The organism is Franzmannia pantelleriensis (assembly GCF_900102875.1).
GTDB classification, from domain to species: Bacteria; Pseudomonadota; Gammaproteobacteria; order Pseudomonadales; family Halomonadaceae; genus Franzmannia; species Franzmannia pantelleriensis.
The window spans coordinates 174,422-188,867 of record NZ_FNGH01000007.1; the positions used below are offsets into that span (position 1 = coordinate 174,422).

Consider the following 14,446-nt stretch of genomic DNA (forward strand, 5'->3'; position numbering starts at 1 on the left):
GAACCCATTTGCGCCCCGCGTGCTCGCTGCACGCCGATGACGGCGCCGATTCGCATTATTCAGAGGAGACCTCCGCGCATGCAACCCAGCGACGTCAAAGCGCTACTCGAGGCCCGTATCGAAGGCTGTGACTTTCATATCCAGGGTGAAGGCTGCAATTTCCAGGTGACCGCCGTGGGCGAGGTGTTCGGCGATCTGTCGCCGGTCAAGCGCCAGCAGCTGATCTATTCGGCGCTGTCCGAAGAAATCGCCAGCGGTGCCCTGCACGCCGTGAGCATCAAGACCTATACCCCCAGCCAGTGGCAGAATGCCGCCGGCCGTGCCTGACCAAACGGATCTCCATGGACAAACTGATCATTACCGGCAATGGACCCGTCGACGGTGAGGTGTGGGCCAGTGGCGCCAAGAACTCGGCGCTGCCGATTCTTTGCGCCACCCTGCTCTCTGACGGGCCGGTGACCATCGGCAATCTGCCACACCTGCAGGACATCACCACCACCCTCGAGCTGCTGGGGCGCATGGGCGTCGAGCCGGTGATGGGCGAGCGCATGACCATTCAGCTCGACGGCGCCCAGGTCAAGGATTGCCACGCGCCCTACGAGCTGGTCAAGAAGATGCGCGCCTCTATCCTGGTGCTGGGACCGCTGCTGGCCCACTTCGGACATGCCGATGTGTCGCTGCCCGGCGGCTGCGCGATCGGTTCGCGACCGGTCGACCTGCATATCCGCGGCCTCGAAGCCATGGGCGCCGAGATCCGTGTCGAAGGCGGCTATATCCGCGCGCGCAGCAACGGCCGCCTCAAGGGCGCGACGATCTTCTTCGACACCGTGACCGTGACCGGCACCGAGAACCTGCTGATGGCGGCGACCCTGGCCGAGGGCACGACGATTCTCGAGAACGCTGCCCGCGAGCCTGAGATCGTCGATCTCGCCGAGTGCCTGATCGCCATGGGGGCCAACATCCGCGGTCACGGCAGCGATACCATCACCATCGAGGGGGTCGAGCGGCTTCACGGCTGCCATCACGAGGTGATGCCCGACCGCATCGAGACCGGCACCTTTCTGGTCGCCGCAGCGCTCAGCGGCGGTCGGGTGAGGGTGCGGCGCACCCGCGCCGACATCCTCGAGGCGGTGCTGGCCAAGCTCGAGGAGGCCGGCGCCACCATTACCACCGGTGCCGACTGGATCGAGCTCGACATGCACGGCAAGCGGCCGCAGGCAGTCAATATCCGTACTGCGCCCTATCCGGCCTTTCCCACCGACATGCAGGCCCAATTCGTGGCCCTGAATGCGGTGGCCGAGGGGACCTCACGGGTGGTGGAAACGATCTTCGAAAATCGCTTCATGCACGTGCAGGAACTCAATCGCATGGGTGCCAAGATTGCGCTGGAAGGCAATACGGCGGTGATCACCGGCGTCGAACGGCTGTCCGGTGCGCCGGTGATGGCAACCGACCTGCGTGCCTCGGCCTCGTTGGTGATTGTCGCGATGATGGCCGACGGTGAGACCTGCGTCGATCGCATCTACCACATCGATCGCGGCTACGAATGCATCGAAGAGAAGCTGCAGCTGCTGGGTGCCAAGATTCGCCGTGTACCCGGTTAAATGACCGACGTGAGTTAGCTGATGAACAAGCAACTGATCGTGGCCCTGTCGAAGGGCCGCATTCTCGATGAAACCCTGCCGCTGCTGGCGGATGCCGGGATCGAACCTGCCGAAGACCTCGGCAAGAGCCGTAAGCTACTGTTCGATACCAATCTGCCCGACGTCAAGCTGGTGGTGATCCGTGCCACCGACGTGCCGACCTACGTGCAGCTGGGCGCTGCCGACCTCGGTGTGGCCGGCAAGGACGTGCTGCTCGAGCACGGTGCCGAGGGGCTCTATGAGCCGCTCGACCTGGAGATCGCGGGTTGCAAGCTGATGACCGCCGGCGTGCAGGGGGCCGAGCCTGGTCTGGCCCGACGCCGGGTGGCCACCAAGTTCGTCAATGTGGCGCGGCGCTACTATGCCGAGCAGGGCATCCAGGCCGACGTGATCAAGCTCTACGGGGCGATGGAGCTGGCGCCGCTGATGAACCTCGCCGACGAGATCGTCGATATCGTCGACACCGGCAATACCCTGCGTGCCAACGGCATGGAGCCGCGCGAGCTGATCGCCACCATTAGCACCCGACTGGTGGTCAACAAGGCGGCCATGACCATGAAGCATGAGCGGCTCAAGCCGCTGATTGAACGGCTGCGTGCGGCGGTGGCCGAACGCCACGATAGCTCGTCGCTGTCAGCCTGAATCATCCCGTCATTTTCCGTTCACCCTGTCGCTTCGTGAAAGAGGGGCCCCATGACCGACAATGCCCGCGTGGTTGATGCTATCACCCGGCTGTCCACTGCAGACGCCGACTTCGATGCCCGTCTTGAGGCGCTGCTGGCCTGGGAGGGTGTGTCCAGTGCCGAGGTACAGCAGCGTGTCGATGACATCATCGCCAGCGTGCGTAGCCGCGGCGACGCTGCGCTGGTCGAACTGTCCAACCGGCTCGACCGCCTGGCAGTAAGCTCGATGGCCGAACTGACCATCGGACCCGCCCGCCTGCGTCAAGCCTATGATGGTCTGCCCGTCGAACAGCGCGAGGCGCTGGCTGCGGCGGCCGAGCGTATTCGCCTCTATCACGAACATCAGAAGCCGGGTTCCTGGCAGTACACCGAGGCCGATGGCACGGTGCTTGGCCAGCAGGTCACGCCGCTGGATCGTGCCGGGATCTACGTGCCTGGTGGCAAGGCCGCCTATCCCTCCTCGGTACTGATGAACGCGATTCCCGCGCATGTCGCCGGGGTGCGTGAAATCGTCATGGTGGTGCCGACCCCGGATGGGGTGCTCAATGAGCTGGTGCTGGCGGCGGCACACCTGGCCGGCGTCGACCATGTCTTCACCCTGGGCGGGGCCCAGGCGGTGGCGGCGCTCGCCTACGGCACCGAGACGGTGCCGCGGGTCGACAAGATCGTCGGTCCCGGCAATATCTACGTCGCCACGGCCAAGCGCGCGGTATTCGGTCAGGTGGGTATCGACATGATCGCCGGTCCCTCGGAAATCCTGGTGGTCTCCGATGGCGGTACCGATCCCGACTGGCTGGCCATGGACCTGTTCTCCCAGGCCGAGCACGACGAAGACGCCCAGGCGATACTGGTGACCTGGGAGGGTGCCCATGCCGACGCGGTAGCGGCGTCGATCGACAAGCTGCTGCCGAGCATGGAGCGCCAGGCGATCATCGCCGAGTCGCTCGGTGCGCGTGGAGCGCTGGTCGTCTGCCGCGACCGCGCCGAGGCGGCGGCACTGGTCAATCGCATCGCCCCCGAGCACCTCGAGCTCTCGGTGGCGGATCCTGAAAGCTGGCTCGGCGAGGTGCGCCACGCCGGAGCGATCTTCATGGGCCGTTACACCGCCGAGGCGCTAGGTGACTACTGTGCCGGGCCCAATCACGTCTTGCCGACCTCGGGTACCGCGCGCTTCTCTTCGCCGCTGGGGGTCTATGACTTCCAGAAGCGCTCATCGATCATTCACTGCTCGGCCGACGGTGCCTCGGCGCTGGGGCGCACCGCCTCGGTGCTGGCGCGGGGTGAGTCGCTGACCGCCCATGCGCGCTCTGCGGAGTACCGCATCAAGCCCTGAGCGCGGCTTGCGGCCACTCTGCAAGACGCCCCTGCCTATTGGCAGGGGCGTCTTGCGTTGCGGCGCGGATCAGCGTTCGGGGCGGCGGCCCTCCGGCGGTGGGCGCTCGCCGACGTCGAGCACCAGATCGATGCGCTCGCCGCTGCGAATCACCGCGATGGGCAGTTCGGCGCCGGGCTCGATGGCGGCGATATCGGACATTGCCACCCGCGCATCGAGGATCGGGCGGCCGTCGACTTCGAGCAGCACGTCACCGGGGCGCAGGCCGGCCTGCGCCGCAGGCCCATCGGGCACGATGCCGGCAATCACCACGCCGCCCGGGGTCTGCAGGCCGAACGAGGCGGCCAGCTCCTGGGTCATTTCTTGCGCTTCGATGCCCAGCCAGCCACGGATCACCCGACCCTGGGTCACCAGCTCGTCGAGGATGTTGCGTGCCAGGTTGGCGGGAATCGCGAAGCCGATCCCCTGGGAGCCGCCGGAGCGAGAGAAGATGGCGGTGTTGATGCCGACCAGGGCGCCCTCGGGATTGATCAGCGCGCCGCCGGAATTGCCGGGGTTGATGGCCGCATCGGTCTGGATGAAGTCCTCATAGGCATTGAGTCCCAGGTGGCTGCGGCCGGTGGCACTGATGATGCCCATGGTCACCGTCTGTCCTACGCCAAACGGGTTGCCGATGGCGAGGGCCACGTCGCCCACCGCTGTCTGAGTCGAATCGGTAATCGAGATCACCGGCAGCTCGTCCAGGTCGATGCGCAGCACGGCCAGGTCGCTTTCCGGGTCGGTACCGATGACCTCGGCGAGGGTGTTGCGGCCGTCGCGCAGGGCGACCTGAATCTGGTCGGCGCCACTGATCACATGGTGGTTGGTAAGCACATAGCCGTCGTCACTGACGATCACCCCGGAGCCGAGGCTGGAGAGCATGCGCTGGCGTGAGGTGGCGTCGTCGCCGGAAAACTGGCGGAAGAAGGGATCCGACATCAGCGGGTGCTCGTCGCGCTCTACCATGCGCGACGAATAGATGTTGACCACTGCGGGCGCGGCGCGGTCGACCGCCGCCGAGTAGCTGAACGGGCCCTGCTCACGAGACAGCGGGTTGGCGGTCTGCAGCTCTGGGGCCGGGCGCGATTCGCCGTCCGGCTGGGTGGCCGTCAACGTCTCGGCGGGTGGCTCGACGAGCTGGGCGGGTGCCGGGGCCTGCGGCTGGCCGCGGCCAATCAGCTGGGGAAAGGCGTTGAGCAGCACGATGGCCAGCAGTACACCGATGAGCACGGGCCACACGTAGGGCAGCAGGGTACGACGCATGCAGGGTTCCTTGTCGACGGGGCGGTCGCTGGGGGTAGCCACAGTCGCTACAATGACGGTCCATTGTAACACTGCCGCTTTTGGCCTGTCTGGGAGTAGAGCATGATTGATCGTCAGACGCTGGTGGCAGCGTGCGACACGCTGCTGCAGCCAGCGCGCTTCAAGGACTATACCGTCAACGGCCTGCAAGTGGCGGGGCGTTCACGGGTCACGCGGGTGCTGAGTGGGGTTACGGCCTGCCAGGCGCTGCTCGACGAGGCGGTGGCCTGGGAGGCCGATCTGCTGCTGGTGCACCACGGCTATTTCTGGAAGAACGAGCCGGTAGCGGTGACCGGGATGAAGCAGCGCCGCCTCAAGACATTGCTCAGCCACGATATCAACCTGCTCGCCTATCACCTGCCGCTGGATGCCCATGCGACGCTGGGCAATAACGCCCTGCTGGGCGAGCGTCTTGGCTTCAGTGCCAGCGGCTGTGCCGACGGTGAGCTGGGAGAAGGCTTGCTATGGCTGGGGGCACCGCCGCCGGGACTCGACAGTCGAGCATTGGCGGCTCACGTCGGTGAGCGGCTGGGGCGTGAACCGCTGCTGGTAGAGGGGCACCGCGGCGAGGTCGGCCGGGTGGCGTGGTGTACCGGTGGCGCCCAGGACATGCTCTCAGCCGCCGCCGAGGCTGGAGCGGAGCTGTTCATTTCCGGCGAGATATCCGAGCGCACCACCCACATTGCCCGCGAGATGGGGGTCAGTTATCTGGCGGCGGGGCATCACGCCACCGAACGCGATGGCGTCAGGGCGCTGGGTGAGTGGTTGGCCAACGAGTTCGGCATCGAGCATCGCTTCGTGGACATCGATAACCCTGCCTGAGCGGGGGAGGCCGGCGCCGGCGGCGCCGGTGTCATGTGCTAAGGTCAATAGCGGGGCGGTTGCGGCTGGGCGGCGCCAGCGGCTTCATCGTCGCGGCGCAGGCCGAAGTCTTCGGCCAGGGTGCCGTGGTCGCCGTCGGCGTAGTCGCGGGGTACTGCTGGCGAGGTATCATCGTCGCTCGACAAATCCTCGCCGGGCGTCAGGCGGCGTTTGATCTGCAGGTCATCGCAAAGCCGGTCGGCGCCCAACGACAGCTGCTGTTCGAGCTCCTGGCTCTGGCGTTGAATGCTGGCGACCAGGTCGGCGGCCCGCGCGAAGTGGTCGTTGAGGGCATCCTTGACCTGGCTGAGCTCGAGTTCGGCTTCGGCCAGGCGCTGGCGCACCTTCTGGTTGCGCGCAACGTTGGCGTTGAGCAGATGGTAGCCCAAGGCGCCGATGCCGATGCCGGCCAAGGCGCTGACGATGGCCAGTATCCAGTCAATATTACTGTCGTACACGTCGTTCCCCTTTGGTTCTTTCCGCCACTGGCGCGGATTCAAGCTCCGCTCGATGCTGGCCGGGCCGGCGCCGCCCAGTGGGAGCAGTGCCGACGTGGCCATTATAGAGGGCACGGCGAGACCGAGGTCAATGCGCCAGACGTGGAAAGTGGCGACGACCGGCCCGTTTCGCACATGCGAAACCGCGTCGCCGCGGGTATAATGCATCGCTCGACGAGCTGAGTGCGAGGTACGCAAGGTCCCCATGAGTGCGACAACCACCGCGACGAATGCGCCGGCGTCGACCGGCCAAGGGCCGCTGGCCCGCTACCGTGCCGATCTCGAGCGCGACGACTTTCAGTATGACCCGGCCCAGGAAGTGGCGGTCGAGCATCTGCAGCGATTGTACGATGCGCTGGTGGCCACGCCGCGCAGTGCAACCAAGCCGGTGGCCACGGGCAAGGGGCTGAAGTCGAAGATGGCGGGGTTGTTCGGCAACAAAAAGCCGGCCTCGCCGTTCGAAGCGCCCCCGGCGATCATGGGACTGTACTTCTGGGGTGGCGTAGGCCGCGGCAAGACCTACCTGGTGGATACCTTCTTCGAGTCGCTGCCGTTTCCCGACAAGATGCGCACCCACTTTCATCGCTTCATGCAGCGGGTTCACAACGAGCTCGACCACTACAAAGGCGAGAAGAACCCGCTCAAGCTGATCGCCACCAAGTTCGCCGGCGAGGCACGGGTGATCTGCTTTGACGAATTCTTCGTCAAGGACATCACCGACGCGATGATTCTCGCCAACCTGCTCGAAGCACTGTTCGAGCATGGTGTGGTGCTGGTGACGACCTCCAATATCGTGCCCGACGATCTCTACAAGGACGGGTTGCAGCGCGCGCGTTTTCTGCCCGCCATCGAGCTGGTCAAGCGCCACTGCGAGGTGGTCAACGTCGACTCGGGGATCGACTACCGGCTGCGCGCGCTGGAGCGTGCCGAGATATTCCACTCGCCGCTGGACGCCGCCGCCGAGTCGGAGTTGGCGCGCAGCTTTCGCGAGATCGCCGGCGCCGAAGGAGAGGCCGATGCGCCGGTAGAGATCAATCACCGCATTCTCAAGGCGCGGCGTCTCCATGATGACGTGGTGTGGTTCGAGTTTCTCGAGCTATGCGACGGTCCGCGCAGCCAGAATGACTATATCGAACTGGCTCGCGAGTTCCATACGGTACTGGTCTCCAATGTCACCCGCATGAGCGGGGCGACCGATGATCAAGCCAGGCGCTTTATCAATATGGTCGATGAGTTCTACGATCGCGGCGTCAAGCTGCTGATGTCGGCGGAGGTGGAGGCCGAGCGGCTATACGCCGATGGGCGCCTGGAGTTCGAGTTCCAGCGTACCCTGTCGCGGCTGCAGGAGATGCAGTCCCACGAGTATCTGGCGCTGCCCCACAAGCCGTGACCCGGACTGCGTCCGCGCTATCTTAGCTGCCCCTAAGCGAAGGACGCCGTGGACTGGTCGAAGAGGAGGTTTGCGCCATGGGTGAGGAGCATGCCTCCGAACGGGCTGGCCATGGATGGCCAGCCCCGGTCCTGCAAGCGGAGCAGGATGCGAGAGCGCAGTAGGGCGCAAGGTAGCGCCCAGGGATGGGTTTACAGCGCCTCATCGTCGGTCCGGCGCCCCGGGGCCTGTCCACGGATCAGTTCCGAGCGATACTGTCTATCTGCGATAGGGCTCGATGGCGAGTCAAGACGATTGCCTTGGCGGGCATGGCTCGTGTAGAATGCCGCCTCGCTCGACCGTTGCCTCGCATTCCTGGCGGGGCAACCAAGAAAAATAGGGATGGTCAGGTGCTGCTCGCGGTATCGAGACCCAATACATCGATTTGGTGATTCATCCATGAAGACGTTCAGTGCAAAGCCGCAGTCCGTCCAGCGCGACTGGTATGTCGTCGACGCCACGGACAAGACGCTTGGTCGTCTGGCGACCGAAATTGCACGCCGCCTGCGCGGCAAGCATAAGGCGGAGTATACCCCGCACGTCGATACCGGCGATTACATCGTCGTGATCAACGCCGAGAAGGTCAAGGTGACCGGCAACAAGGCCCAGGCCAAGACCTATTATCGTCATACCGGTTTCCCGGGTGGCTTGCGTTCCATGAACTTCGAGAAGATGATTGGCTACGCTCCCGAGCGCGTCATCGAGTCTGCCGTCAAGGGCATGCTGCCGAAGGGGCCGCTGGGCCGCGCCATGTACACCAAGCTCAAGGTCTACGCCGGTGCCGAGCATCCGCATGTCGCTCAGCAGCCGCAAGAACTGAACCTCTAAGGGATACTTCGCCATGACACAGCAGTATTACGGTACCGGGCGCCGCAAGACTTCTACCGCTCGCGTCTTTCTCAAGCCGGGCACCGGCAAGATCATGGTCAACGACCGTGAGCTTGACCAATATTTCGGTCGCGTCACCGGCCGCATGGTGGTGCGTCAGCCCCTCGAGCTGACCGACACCCTGGGCCAGTTCGACGCCTACGTCACCGTCAAGGGCGGTGGTGGTTCGGCTCAAGCCGGCGCCATCCGTCACGGCATCACCCGTGCCCTGATGGTGTATAACGAAGAGCTTCGTCAGCCGCTGCGCGCCGCTGGTTACGTGACTCGCGATGCCCGCGAAGTCGAGCGTAAGAAGGTCGGCCTGCGCAAGGCGCGTCGTCGCCCGCAGTTCTCCAAGCGTTAAGCGCTGCAAGGCAATTCAAAAAGGCGTCCAGGCTCTCGGAGTCTGGGCGCTTTTTTTATGAAATTCAGAAACTTGTCGTCCATCTACCACTTAGGTCAAGGGCGTTGTCGCCTTGTGTTTGGGCGCGTGTTTTTTTACCATAGCCTTCATTTGTATCCGTGGGTCGCAGGATGCCTTTCCTGGGATACGGCAACGGGTAAGTTGATGGGAGAAACTAGAAGATGGCAGATAACGGCGTAAACAGAGGGCGGCGCCGTTTCCTCGTGGGTGCCACTACCGTCGTGGGTGCGGTGGGCGCTGTCGGGGTTGCGGTCCCCTTTGTGGCTTCCTGGCAGCCCAGTGCCAGGGCAAGAGCGGCGGGTGCGCCGGTGCGGGCTGACATATCCCAGTTGGAGCCGGGCCAGCGCATCACCGTCGAGTGGCGCGGGCGTCCGGTGTGGATCATCAGTCGTACTGAGGAGATGATCGAGCGCACCGAAAATAGCGATCCTGGGCGTTTCTCGGACCCTGACTCCGAGCGGCCCCAGCAGCCTGCCTATATCACCGGCCCGCTGCGCTCCTCGCGGCCCGAGATCGGCGTATTGATCGGTATCTGTACGCACCTTGGCTGTTCGCCGCTGTATCGCCCGGAACCCGACGCCGTGGACATGGACGACTGGCCAGGCGGCTTCTTCTGCCCCTGCCACGGTTCCTACTTCGACCTGGCGGGGCGCGTATTCCGCAACGTGCCGGCGCCCACCAACCTCGAAGTGCCGCCCTATCGCTTTGAAGGCGACGACATCATCGTCGGTGAAGATGAGGAGAGTGCCTGATGGCTAACCCGAACAAGGCGAAGGCGGAAAAGGGGCTCATGCGCTGGGTCGATGACCGTTTTCCCGCCACCCAGATGATCCAGGACCATCTGACCAAGTATTACGCCCCGAAGAACTTCAACTTCTTCTATATCTTCGGCGTGCTCGCGCTGCTGGTGCTGGTCAACCAGATCCTTACCGGGGTATGGCTGACCATGAGTTACAACCCCTCCGGCGAGGGGGCCTTCGCGTCCGTCGAGTACATCATGCGCGACGTGGAGTGGGGGTGGCTGATCCGTTATCTGCACTCCACCGGCGCCTCGGCGTTCTTCGTGGTGATCTATCTACACATGTTCCGCGCGCTGCTCTACGGATCCTACAAGGCACCCCGCGAGCTGGTGTGGATCTTCGGCATGGCTATCTACCTGCTGCTCATGGCCGAGGCCTTCATGGGCTATCTGCTGCCCTGGGGCCAGATGTCCTACTGGGGAGCCCAGGTCATCATCTCACTGTTTGCCACGATTCCTTTCGTCGGTCCTGATCTGGCGCAGTGGATTCGCGGTGACTTCCTGATCTCGGGCATCACCCTGAACCGCTTCTTTGCGCTGCACGTAGTGGCGCTGCCCATCGTAATACTGGCGCTGGTGGTGCTGCATATCATTGCCCTGCATGAGGTCGGTTCCAACAACCCCGACGGCATTGATATCAAGGAGAAAAAGGACGAGAGCGGCAAGCCCCTGGACGGCATTCCGTTCCACCCCTACTACACCGTCAAGGATCTGGTGGGTATTGCGATCTTCCTGTTCGTTTTCGCGGCGGTAGTCTTCTACTTCCCTGAAGGCGGCGGCTACTTCTTGGAGCGGCCCAACTTCGAACCGGCCAACCCCATGGTGACGCCGGATCACATTGCGCCGGTGTGGTACTTCACACCCTTCTACGCGATCCTGAGGGCGATCACCTTCGATATCGGTCCACTTCAGGCTGAGTTCCTCGGCGTGGTGTTCATGGGCGGTGCCATTGCGGTGCTCTTCGTGCTGCCCTGGCTCGATCGTAGCCCGGTACGCTCGATGCGCTACAAGGGGTGGATGTCGAAGTCGATGCTCATTATTTTCGCCTTGAGCTTCGTGATCCTGGGCATTCTGGGGGCGATTCCTGCTACGCCGATCCGTACCGCCGTGGCGCAGCTATGCACTGTTCTGTATTTCGCCTTCTTCCTGCTAATGCCGTTCTACACCAGGATGGAGAACACAAAACCCGTTCCGGAGAGGGTGACTGGCTAATGAAAAAGCAATTGTTCGCACTGCTCTTCGCGCTGGTGCCGCTTACGGCCATGGCGGCACCGCTCCCCGAGCAGCCGTTTTCGATGACCCCGGACATCAATGACGAGGCCTCGCTGCAGCGGGGAATGCAGCTCTACGTCAACTACTGCATGGGCTGCCACTCCCTGGAGCATCAGCGCTTTTCCCGGGCAGCAACCGATCTGGGCATGCCTCAGGATCTGGTCGAAGAGAACCTGATCTTCTCGTCGGCGCTGGCCTTCAACGATCAGATGCGGATTGCCATGGAGGGGGATGATGGCGAAAGCTGGTTCGGTGTGGCACCGCCCGACCTGACGTTGTTCAACCGCATTAAGGGGCCCGACTACATCTACTCCTATCTGCTGGGCTTCTATCGCGATGCCAGCCAACCGCTCGGTGTCAACAACATCGTGCTCGAGGCCTCGGCCATGCCCAATGTGCTGGAGCCGTTGCAGGGCGTGCAGGAGATGGTCTGCGCCGAGAGCGATCGCCCCATCGAGGGCGCCGAACTCGACCCGCTGTCTGGCAAGTATCAATCCTGTGAGGTGCTGCAGGTCACCCAGCCGGGCAAGCTGGAGCCCGACGAGTTCGAGGAGGCGGTCTATGACCTGACCAACTTCCTGGTCTACGTCGGCGAGCCGTCCAAGCTGAAGGCGCAGGCGCTGGGGCCCAAGGTGTTGATCTTCATCTTCATCTTCGGTGTCATCGCCTACCTGCTCAAGCGTGAATATTGGCGCGACGTTCACTAGGTCGTTAGCCGCGCAAGCTATTGGGGCGTATGGCCAACAGGGTCATGCGCCCCCTGTTTATCCAGCCCCCACTGCTTGGTCGGTGGGGGCAATCGCGCTGACGCGCCACTGCCACCGAGGGGTTGCACGGCGTGTTATCATGCGATTTCGAATTGATGCGAGGATTGTTACATGGGTGTAGTGGCCAAGCGTTCGTCGATGACGTTCTATTCCGGTAGTGACGACCACCTCAGCCATCGGGTGCGTATCGTGCTGGCCGAAAAGGGCGTGGCCGTGGACATTCTGGAAGTCGCCGACGGCAGTCAGCCGGAAGAGCTCGCTGATCTCAATCCTTACAACAGCGTACCAACGCTGGTGGATCGCGATCTGGTGCTGTATGAGTCCAAGGTGATGATGGAGTACCTCGACGAGCGTTTCCCGCATCCGCCGCTGCTGCCGGTCTATCCGGTGGCGCGCGCGCAGAGTCGGTTATGGATGCATCGTATCGAACGCGAGTGGTGCCCGCTGGTCGAACAGATCGTTGGCGGTAGCAAGAAGGACGCCGACAAGGCGCGCAAGGAGCTTCGCGAGAGCCTGGTCGGTATCTCACCGATCTTTGAAGATATGCCGTTCTTCATGAGTGAGGAATTCTCGCTGGTCGACTGCTGCCTGGCGCCGCTGCTGTGGCGTCTGCCGGCACTCGGCATCGAGCTCCCGGAGAAGCAGGTCAAGCCGCTGATTGGCTATATGGAGCGCCTGTTTGAACGCGATGCCTTCAAGGCTGCGCTGTCCGAGACCGAGCGCGAGATGCGCACCTGACATTCATGTCGTCGGCCACCGCCGACGGTACCCATTGCAGGAGGCAGACATGCTGTCGAGCCGACCCTACTTGGCCAGAGCCCTCTATCAGTGGCTGCTGGATAACGATCAGACGCCGTATATCGTGGTCGATGCCGAGCACGCTGATGTGGCGGTACCGCGGCAGTTCGTGCAGAACGGCCAGATCGTGCTCAACGTTGCGCCCACTGCGGTGCGCGACCTGATGATGGAGAATGAGGCCATTACCTTCAATGCACGCTTTGGCGGTCAGCCAATGCAGGTGGTGGTGCCCAGTCAGGCGCTGATCGCATTGTACGCGCGAGAAAACGGCGTCGGTATGGTGTTCGGTCACGAGCCGGTAATGCCCGGTTTCGAGGCTGAAGTCGCCAGCGACGAGGCAGCGTCGGAGGATGCGGCGTCGCCATCGCTGTCTAGCGTCGACGCTGAGTCGCCCGGCGGCGAGCAGGACGATGAGACCGGTGAGGAGAGTGGCGCGCCGCCCAAGGGGCGTCCCTCGCTGCGTGTGATCAAGTAGTCATATGCCCCTTCCCATGACGCAAAACGGCAGCCAATCGGCTGCCGTTTTGCGTTGCCTGCGACACATCAGTCGAGATATTCGAAGGCCTTGACGATGCGCTGCACGCCGTTGATGCCGGAGACCGCATTGACGATGCGATCGGCCTCCTCGCGGGTGGCGATACCCATCAGGTAGACGCTGGCGTTCTCGGTGATGGCGCGGACGCGTCGCGCATCGATGCGTTCGTCGGCGATCAGCGTCGAGCGTACCCGGGTGGTGATCCAGGTGTCGGTGGTGCGCTGGGCGAGGGGCACGTTGGCGGCTACTGCCAGTTCGTTGTGGACGCGGCGCACATTGCGGGTAGCGGTGGCGACGTCCTGTGCCTTGTTCTTGAGCTCCTCGCTAGGTACCTGGCCGGTCAGGAGGACGATGCCGTTGTAGCTGTCGACGTTGACACGGGCATCATTGAAGCGCGCGTCTTCACGCGACAGGTTGCCCTTGATGCGACTCTCGATGCCCTGGTCCTCGACTTGGCTGCCGAAGGTCCTGGAGCCGTGGTCTTCGGGGCCGGCGGACATCTGGGCGCAGCCGGAGAGCGCGATGCTCAGCGCCATGAGGGTGGATATCACAAGTCCTTTCTTCATGCGTGTCACTCGCTTTTCGGGTCTCAGGGTTATTCGCTGCCGCCGAACAGCTGCTCGTCGATCAGATCGCACAGGCAATGGATGGCCAGCAGGTGGACCTCCTGGATGCGTGCGGTGGAGGTTGCTGGCACACGAATTTCACAGTCGTCCTGGCCGAGTAGTGAGGCCATGTTGCCGCCGTCGCGACCGGTGAGGGCGACCACCGTCATGTCGCGGTCATGGGCCGCTTGAATGGCCTGGATGACGTTGGCGGAGTTGCCGCTGGTGGAGATCGCCAGCAAGATGTCGCCGGGCTGGCCGAGGGCACGGATCTGCTTGGAGAACACCTCGTTGTAGCTGTAGTCGTTGGCGATCGAGGTCAGCGTCGAGGTGTCGGTGGTCAATGCCAATGCGGGGAGGCTGGGGCGCTCGCGTTCGAAACGGTTGAGCAGCTCGGAGGAGAAGTGCTGGCTGTCACCGGCGCTGCCGCCGTTGCCGCACGCCAGGATCTTGCCCTCGTTGACCAGGCACTGCACCATCATCTGGCTTGCCACCTCGATGAAGGGTGGTAGCACCTCACTGGCATAGGTCTTGGTGTCGATGCTGGCGTTGAAGTGGCCGAGTATGCGTGTCTGGAAATCCATGATGGCTT

17 protein-coding genes are annotated in these 14,446 nt (G+C 63.4%); 13 read left to right on the forward strand and 4 right to left on the reverse strand.

The annotated features are described in order from the left end of the window. Positions 1 to 78: 78 nt before the first annotated feature. Genes BLT16_RS10680 through hisD form a run of 4 tightly spaced genes read left to right on the forward strand, consistent with a single transcriptional unit; the run spans position 79 to position 3,659 of the window. Positions 79 to 327 carry a BolA family protein gene (locus BLT16_RS10680; protein WP_089658504.1) on the forward strand — a complete coding sequence of 83 codons (249 nt, stop codon included), beginning with the start codon at positions 79 to 81 and terminating at the stop codon, positions 325 to 327. A 14-nt stretch (positions 328 to 341) separates the two neighbouring features. After that, positions 342 to 1,604, forward strand: a complete 1,263-nt coding sequence (gene murA, locus BLT16_RS10685; RefSeq protein WP_089658505.1) for a UDP-N-acetylglucosamine 1-carboxyvinyltransferase — start codon at positions 342 to 344, stop codon at positions 1,602 to 1,604. 21 nt (positions 1,605 to 1,625) lie between these two features. Continuing rightward, a complete protein-coding gene (hisG, locus tag BLT16_RS10690; protein WP_089658506.1) occupies positions 1,626 to 2,285 on the forward strand; it encodes an ATP phosphoribosyltransferase in 660 nt (219 codons plus the stop codon). A 51-nt stretch (positions 2,286 to 2,336) separates the two neighbouring features. Beyond that, positions 2,337 to 3,659, forward strand: coding sequence for a histidinol dehydrogenase (hisD, locus tag BLT16_RS10695; protein WP_089658507.1), 1,323 nt, complete (start codon positions 2,337 to 2,339; stop codon positions 3,657 to 3,659). 69 nt (positions 3,660 to 3,728) lie between these two features. Here the strand turns inward: hisD and BLT16_RS10700 are convergent, their stop codons facing one another. Continuing rightward, the gene (locus BLT16_RS10700; protein WP_089658508.1) at positions 3,729 to 4,961 is read right to left on the reverse strand and encodes a trypsin-like peptidase domain-containing protein; all 1,233 of its coding nucleotides are present in this window, start codon (positions 4,959 to 4,961) and stop codon (positions 3,729 to 3,731) included. Between the two features lie 102 nt (positions 4,962 to 5,063). Here BLT16_RS10700 and BLT16_RS10705 point away from each other — a divergent pair, with 102 nt between their 5' ends. Further along, entirely contained in the window at positions 5,064 to 5,822 is a 759-nt protein-coding gene (locus BLT16_RS10705) for a Nif3-like dinuclear metal center hexameric protein (protein WP_089658509.1), read from the forward strand. 44 nt (positions 5,823 to 5,866) lie between these two features. Here BLT16_RS10705 and BLT16_RS10710 read toward each other — a convergent pair whose 3' ends face one another. Continuing rightward, entirely contained in the window at positions 5,867 to 6,319 is a 453-nt protein-coding gene (locus tag BLT16_RS10710) for a Z-ring associated ZapG family protein (RefSeq protein ID WP_176817212.1), read from the reverse strand. A 244-nt stretch (positions 6,320 to 6,563) separates the two neighbouring features. On the opposite strand from BLT16_RS10710, the gene zapE reads away from it, so the two are divergent. The 8 genes from zapE to BLT16_RS10750 all read left to right on the forward strand — a co-directional run bounded on the left by zapE (position 6,564) and on the right by BLT16_RS10750 (position 13,189). Then, positions 6,564 to 7,748 carry a cell division protein ZapE gene (gene zapE, locus BLT16_RS10715; protein WP_089658511.1) on the forward strand — a complete coding sequence of 395 codons (1,185 nt, stop codon included), beginning with the start codon at positions 6,564 to 6,566 and terminating at the stop codon, positions 7,746 to 7,748. A gap of 438 nt (positions 7,749 to 8,186) precedes the next feature. Further along, positions 8,187 to 8,615, forward strand: coding sequence for a 50S ribosomal protein L13 (rplM, locus tag BLT16_RS10720; RefSeq protein ID WP_089658512.1), 429 nt, complete (start codon positions 8,187 to 8,189; stop codon positions 8,613 to 8,615). 13 nt (positions 8,616 to 8,628) lie between these two features. Beyond that, positions 8,629 to 9,018: a 30S ribosomal protein S9 gene (rpsI, locus tag BLT16_RS10725; RefSeq protein WP_089658513.1), complete on the forward strand. Its 390-nt coding sequence runs from the start codon at positions 8,629 to 8,631 to the stop codon at positions 9,016 to 9,018. Between the two features lie 221 nt (positions 9,019 to 9,239). Further along, positions 9,240 to 9,830 carry a ubiquinol-cytochrome c reductase iron-sulfur subunit gene (gene petA / locus BLT16_RS10730; protein WP_089658514.1) on the forward strand — a complete coding sequence of 197 codons (591 nt, stop codon included), beginning with the start codon at positions 9,240 to 9,242 and terminating at the stop codon, positions 9,828 to 9,830. Then, a complete protein-coding gene (locus BLT16_RS10735; protein WP_089658515.1) occupies positions 9,830 to 11,089 on the forward strand; it encodes a cytochrome b in 1,260 nt (419 codons plus the stop codon). Before petA ends, BLT16_RS10735 begins: the two co-directional genes overlap by 1 nt. Continuing rightward, complete coding sequence (locus BLT16_RS10740) at positions 11,089 to 11,856, forward strand: cytochrome c1 (RefSeq protein WP_089658516.1); 768 nt, start codon at positions 11,089 to 11,091, stop codon at positions 11,854 to 11,856. The genes BLT16_RS10735 and BLT16_RS10740 overlap by 1 nt, the downstream gene beginning before the upstream one ends. A gap of 171 nt (positions 11,857 to 12,027) precedes the next feature. Beyond that, the gene (sspA, locus tag BLT16_RS10745; RefSeq protein ID WP_089658517.1) at positions 12,028 to 12,654 is read left to right on the forward strand and encodes a stringent starvation protein SspA; all 627 of its coding nucleotides are present in this window, start codon (positions 12,028 to 12,030) and stop codon (positions 12,652 to 12,654) included. Between the two features lie 49 nt (positions 12,655 to 12,703). After that, positions 12,704 to 13,189, forward strand: a complete 486-nt coding sequence (locus BLT16_RS10750; protein WP_089658518.1) for a ClpXP protease specificity-enhancing factor — start codon at positions 12,704 to 12,706, stop codon at positions 13,187 to 13,189. Positions 13,190 to 13,257: 68 nt separating this feature from the next. Here the strand turns inward: BLT16_RS10750 and BLT16_RS10755 are convergent, their stop codons facing one another. Further along, positions 13,258 to 13,815: a BON domain-containing protein gene (locus tag BLT16_RS10755; protein WP_089658519.1), complete on the reverse strand. Its 558-nt coding sequence runs from the start codon at positions 13,813 to 13,815 to the stop codon at positions 13,258 to 13,260. A gap of 29 nt (positions 13,816 to 13,844) precedes the next feature. After that, positions 13,845 to 14,438: a phosphoheptose isomerase gene (locus BLT16_RS10760; protein ID WP_089658520.1), complete on the reverse strand. Its 594-nt coding sequence runs from the start codon at positions 14,436 to 14,438 to the stop codon at positions 13,845 to 13,847. Between the last annotated feature and the right edge of the window lie 8 nt (positions 14,439 to 14,446).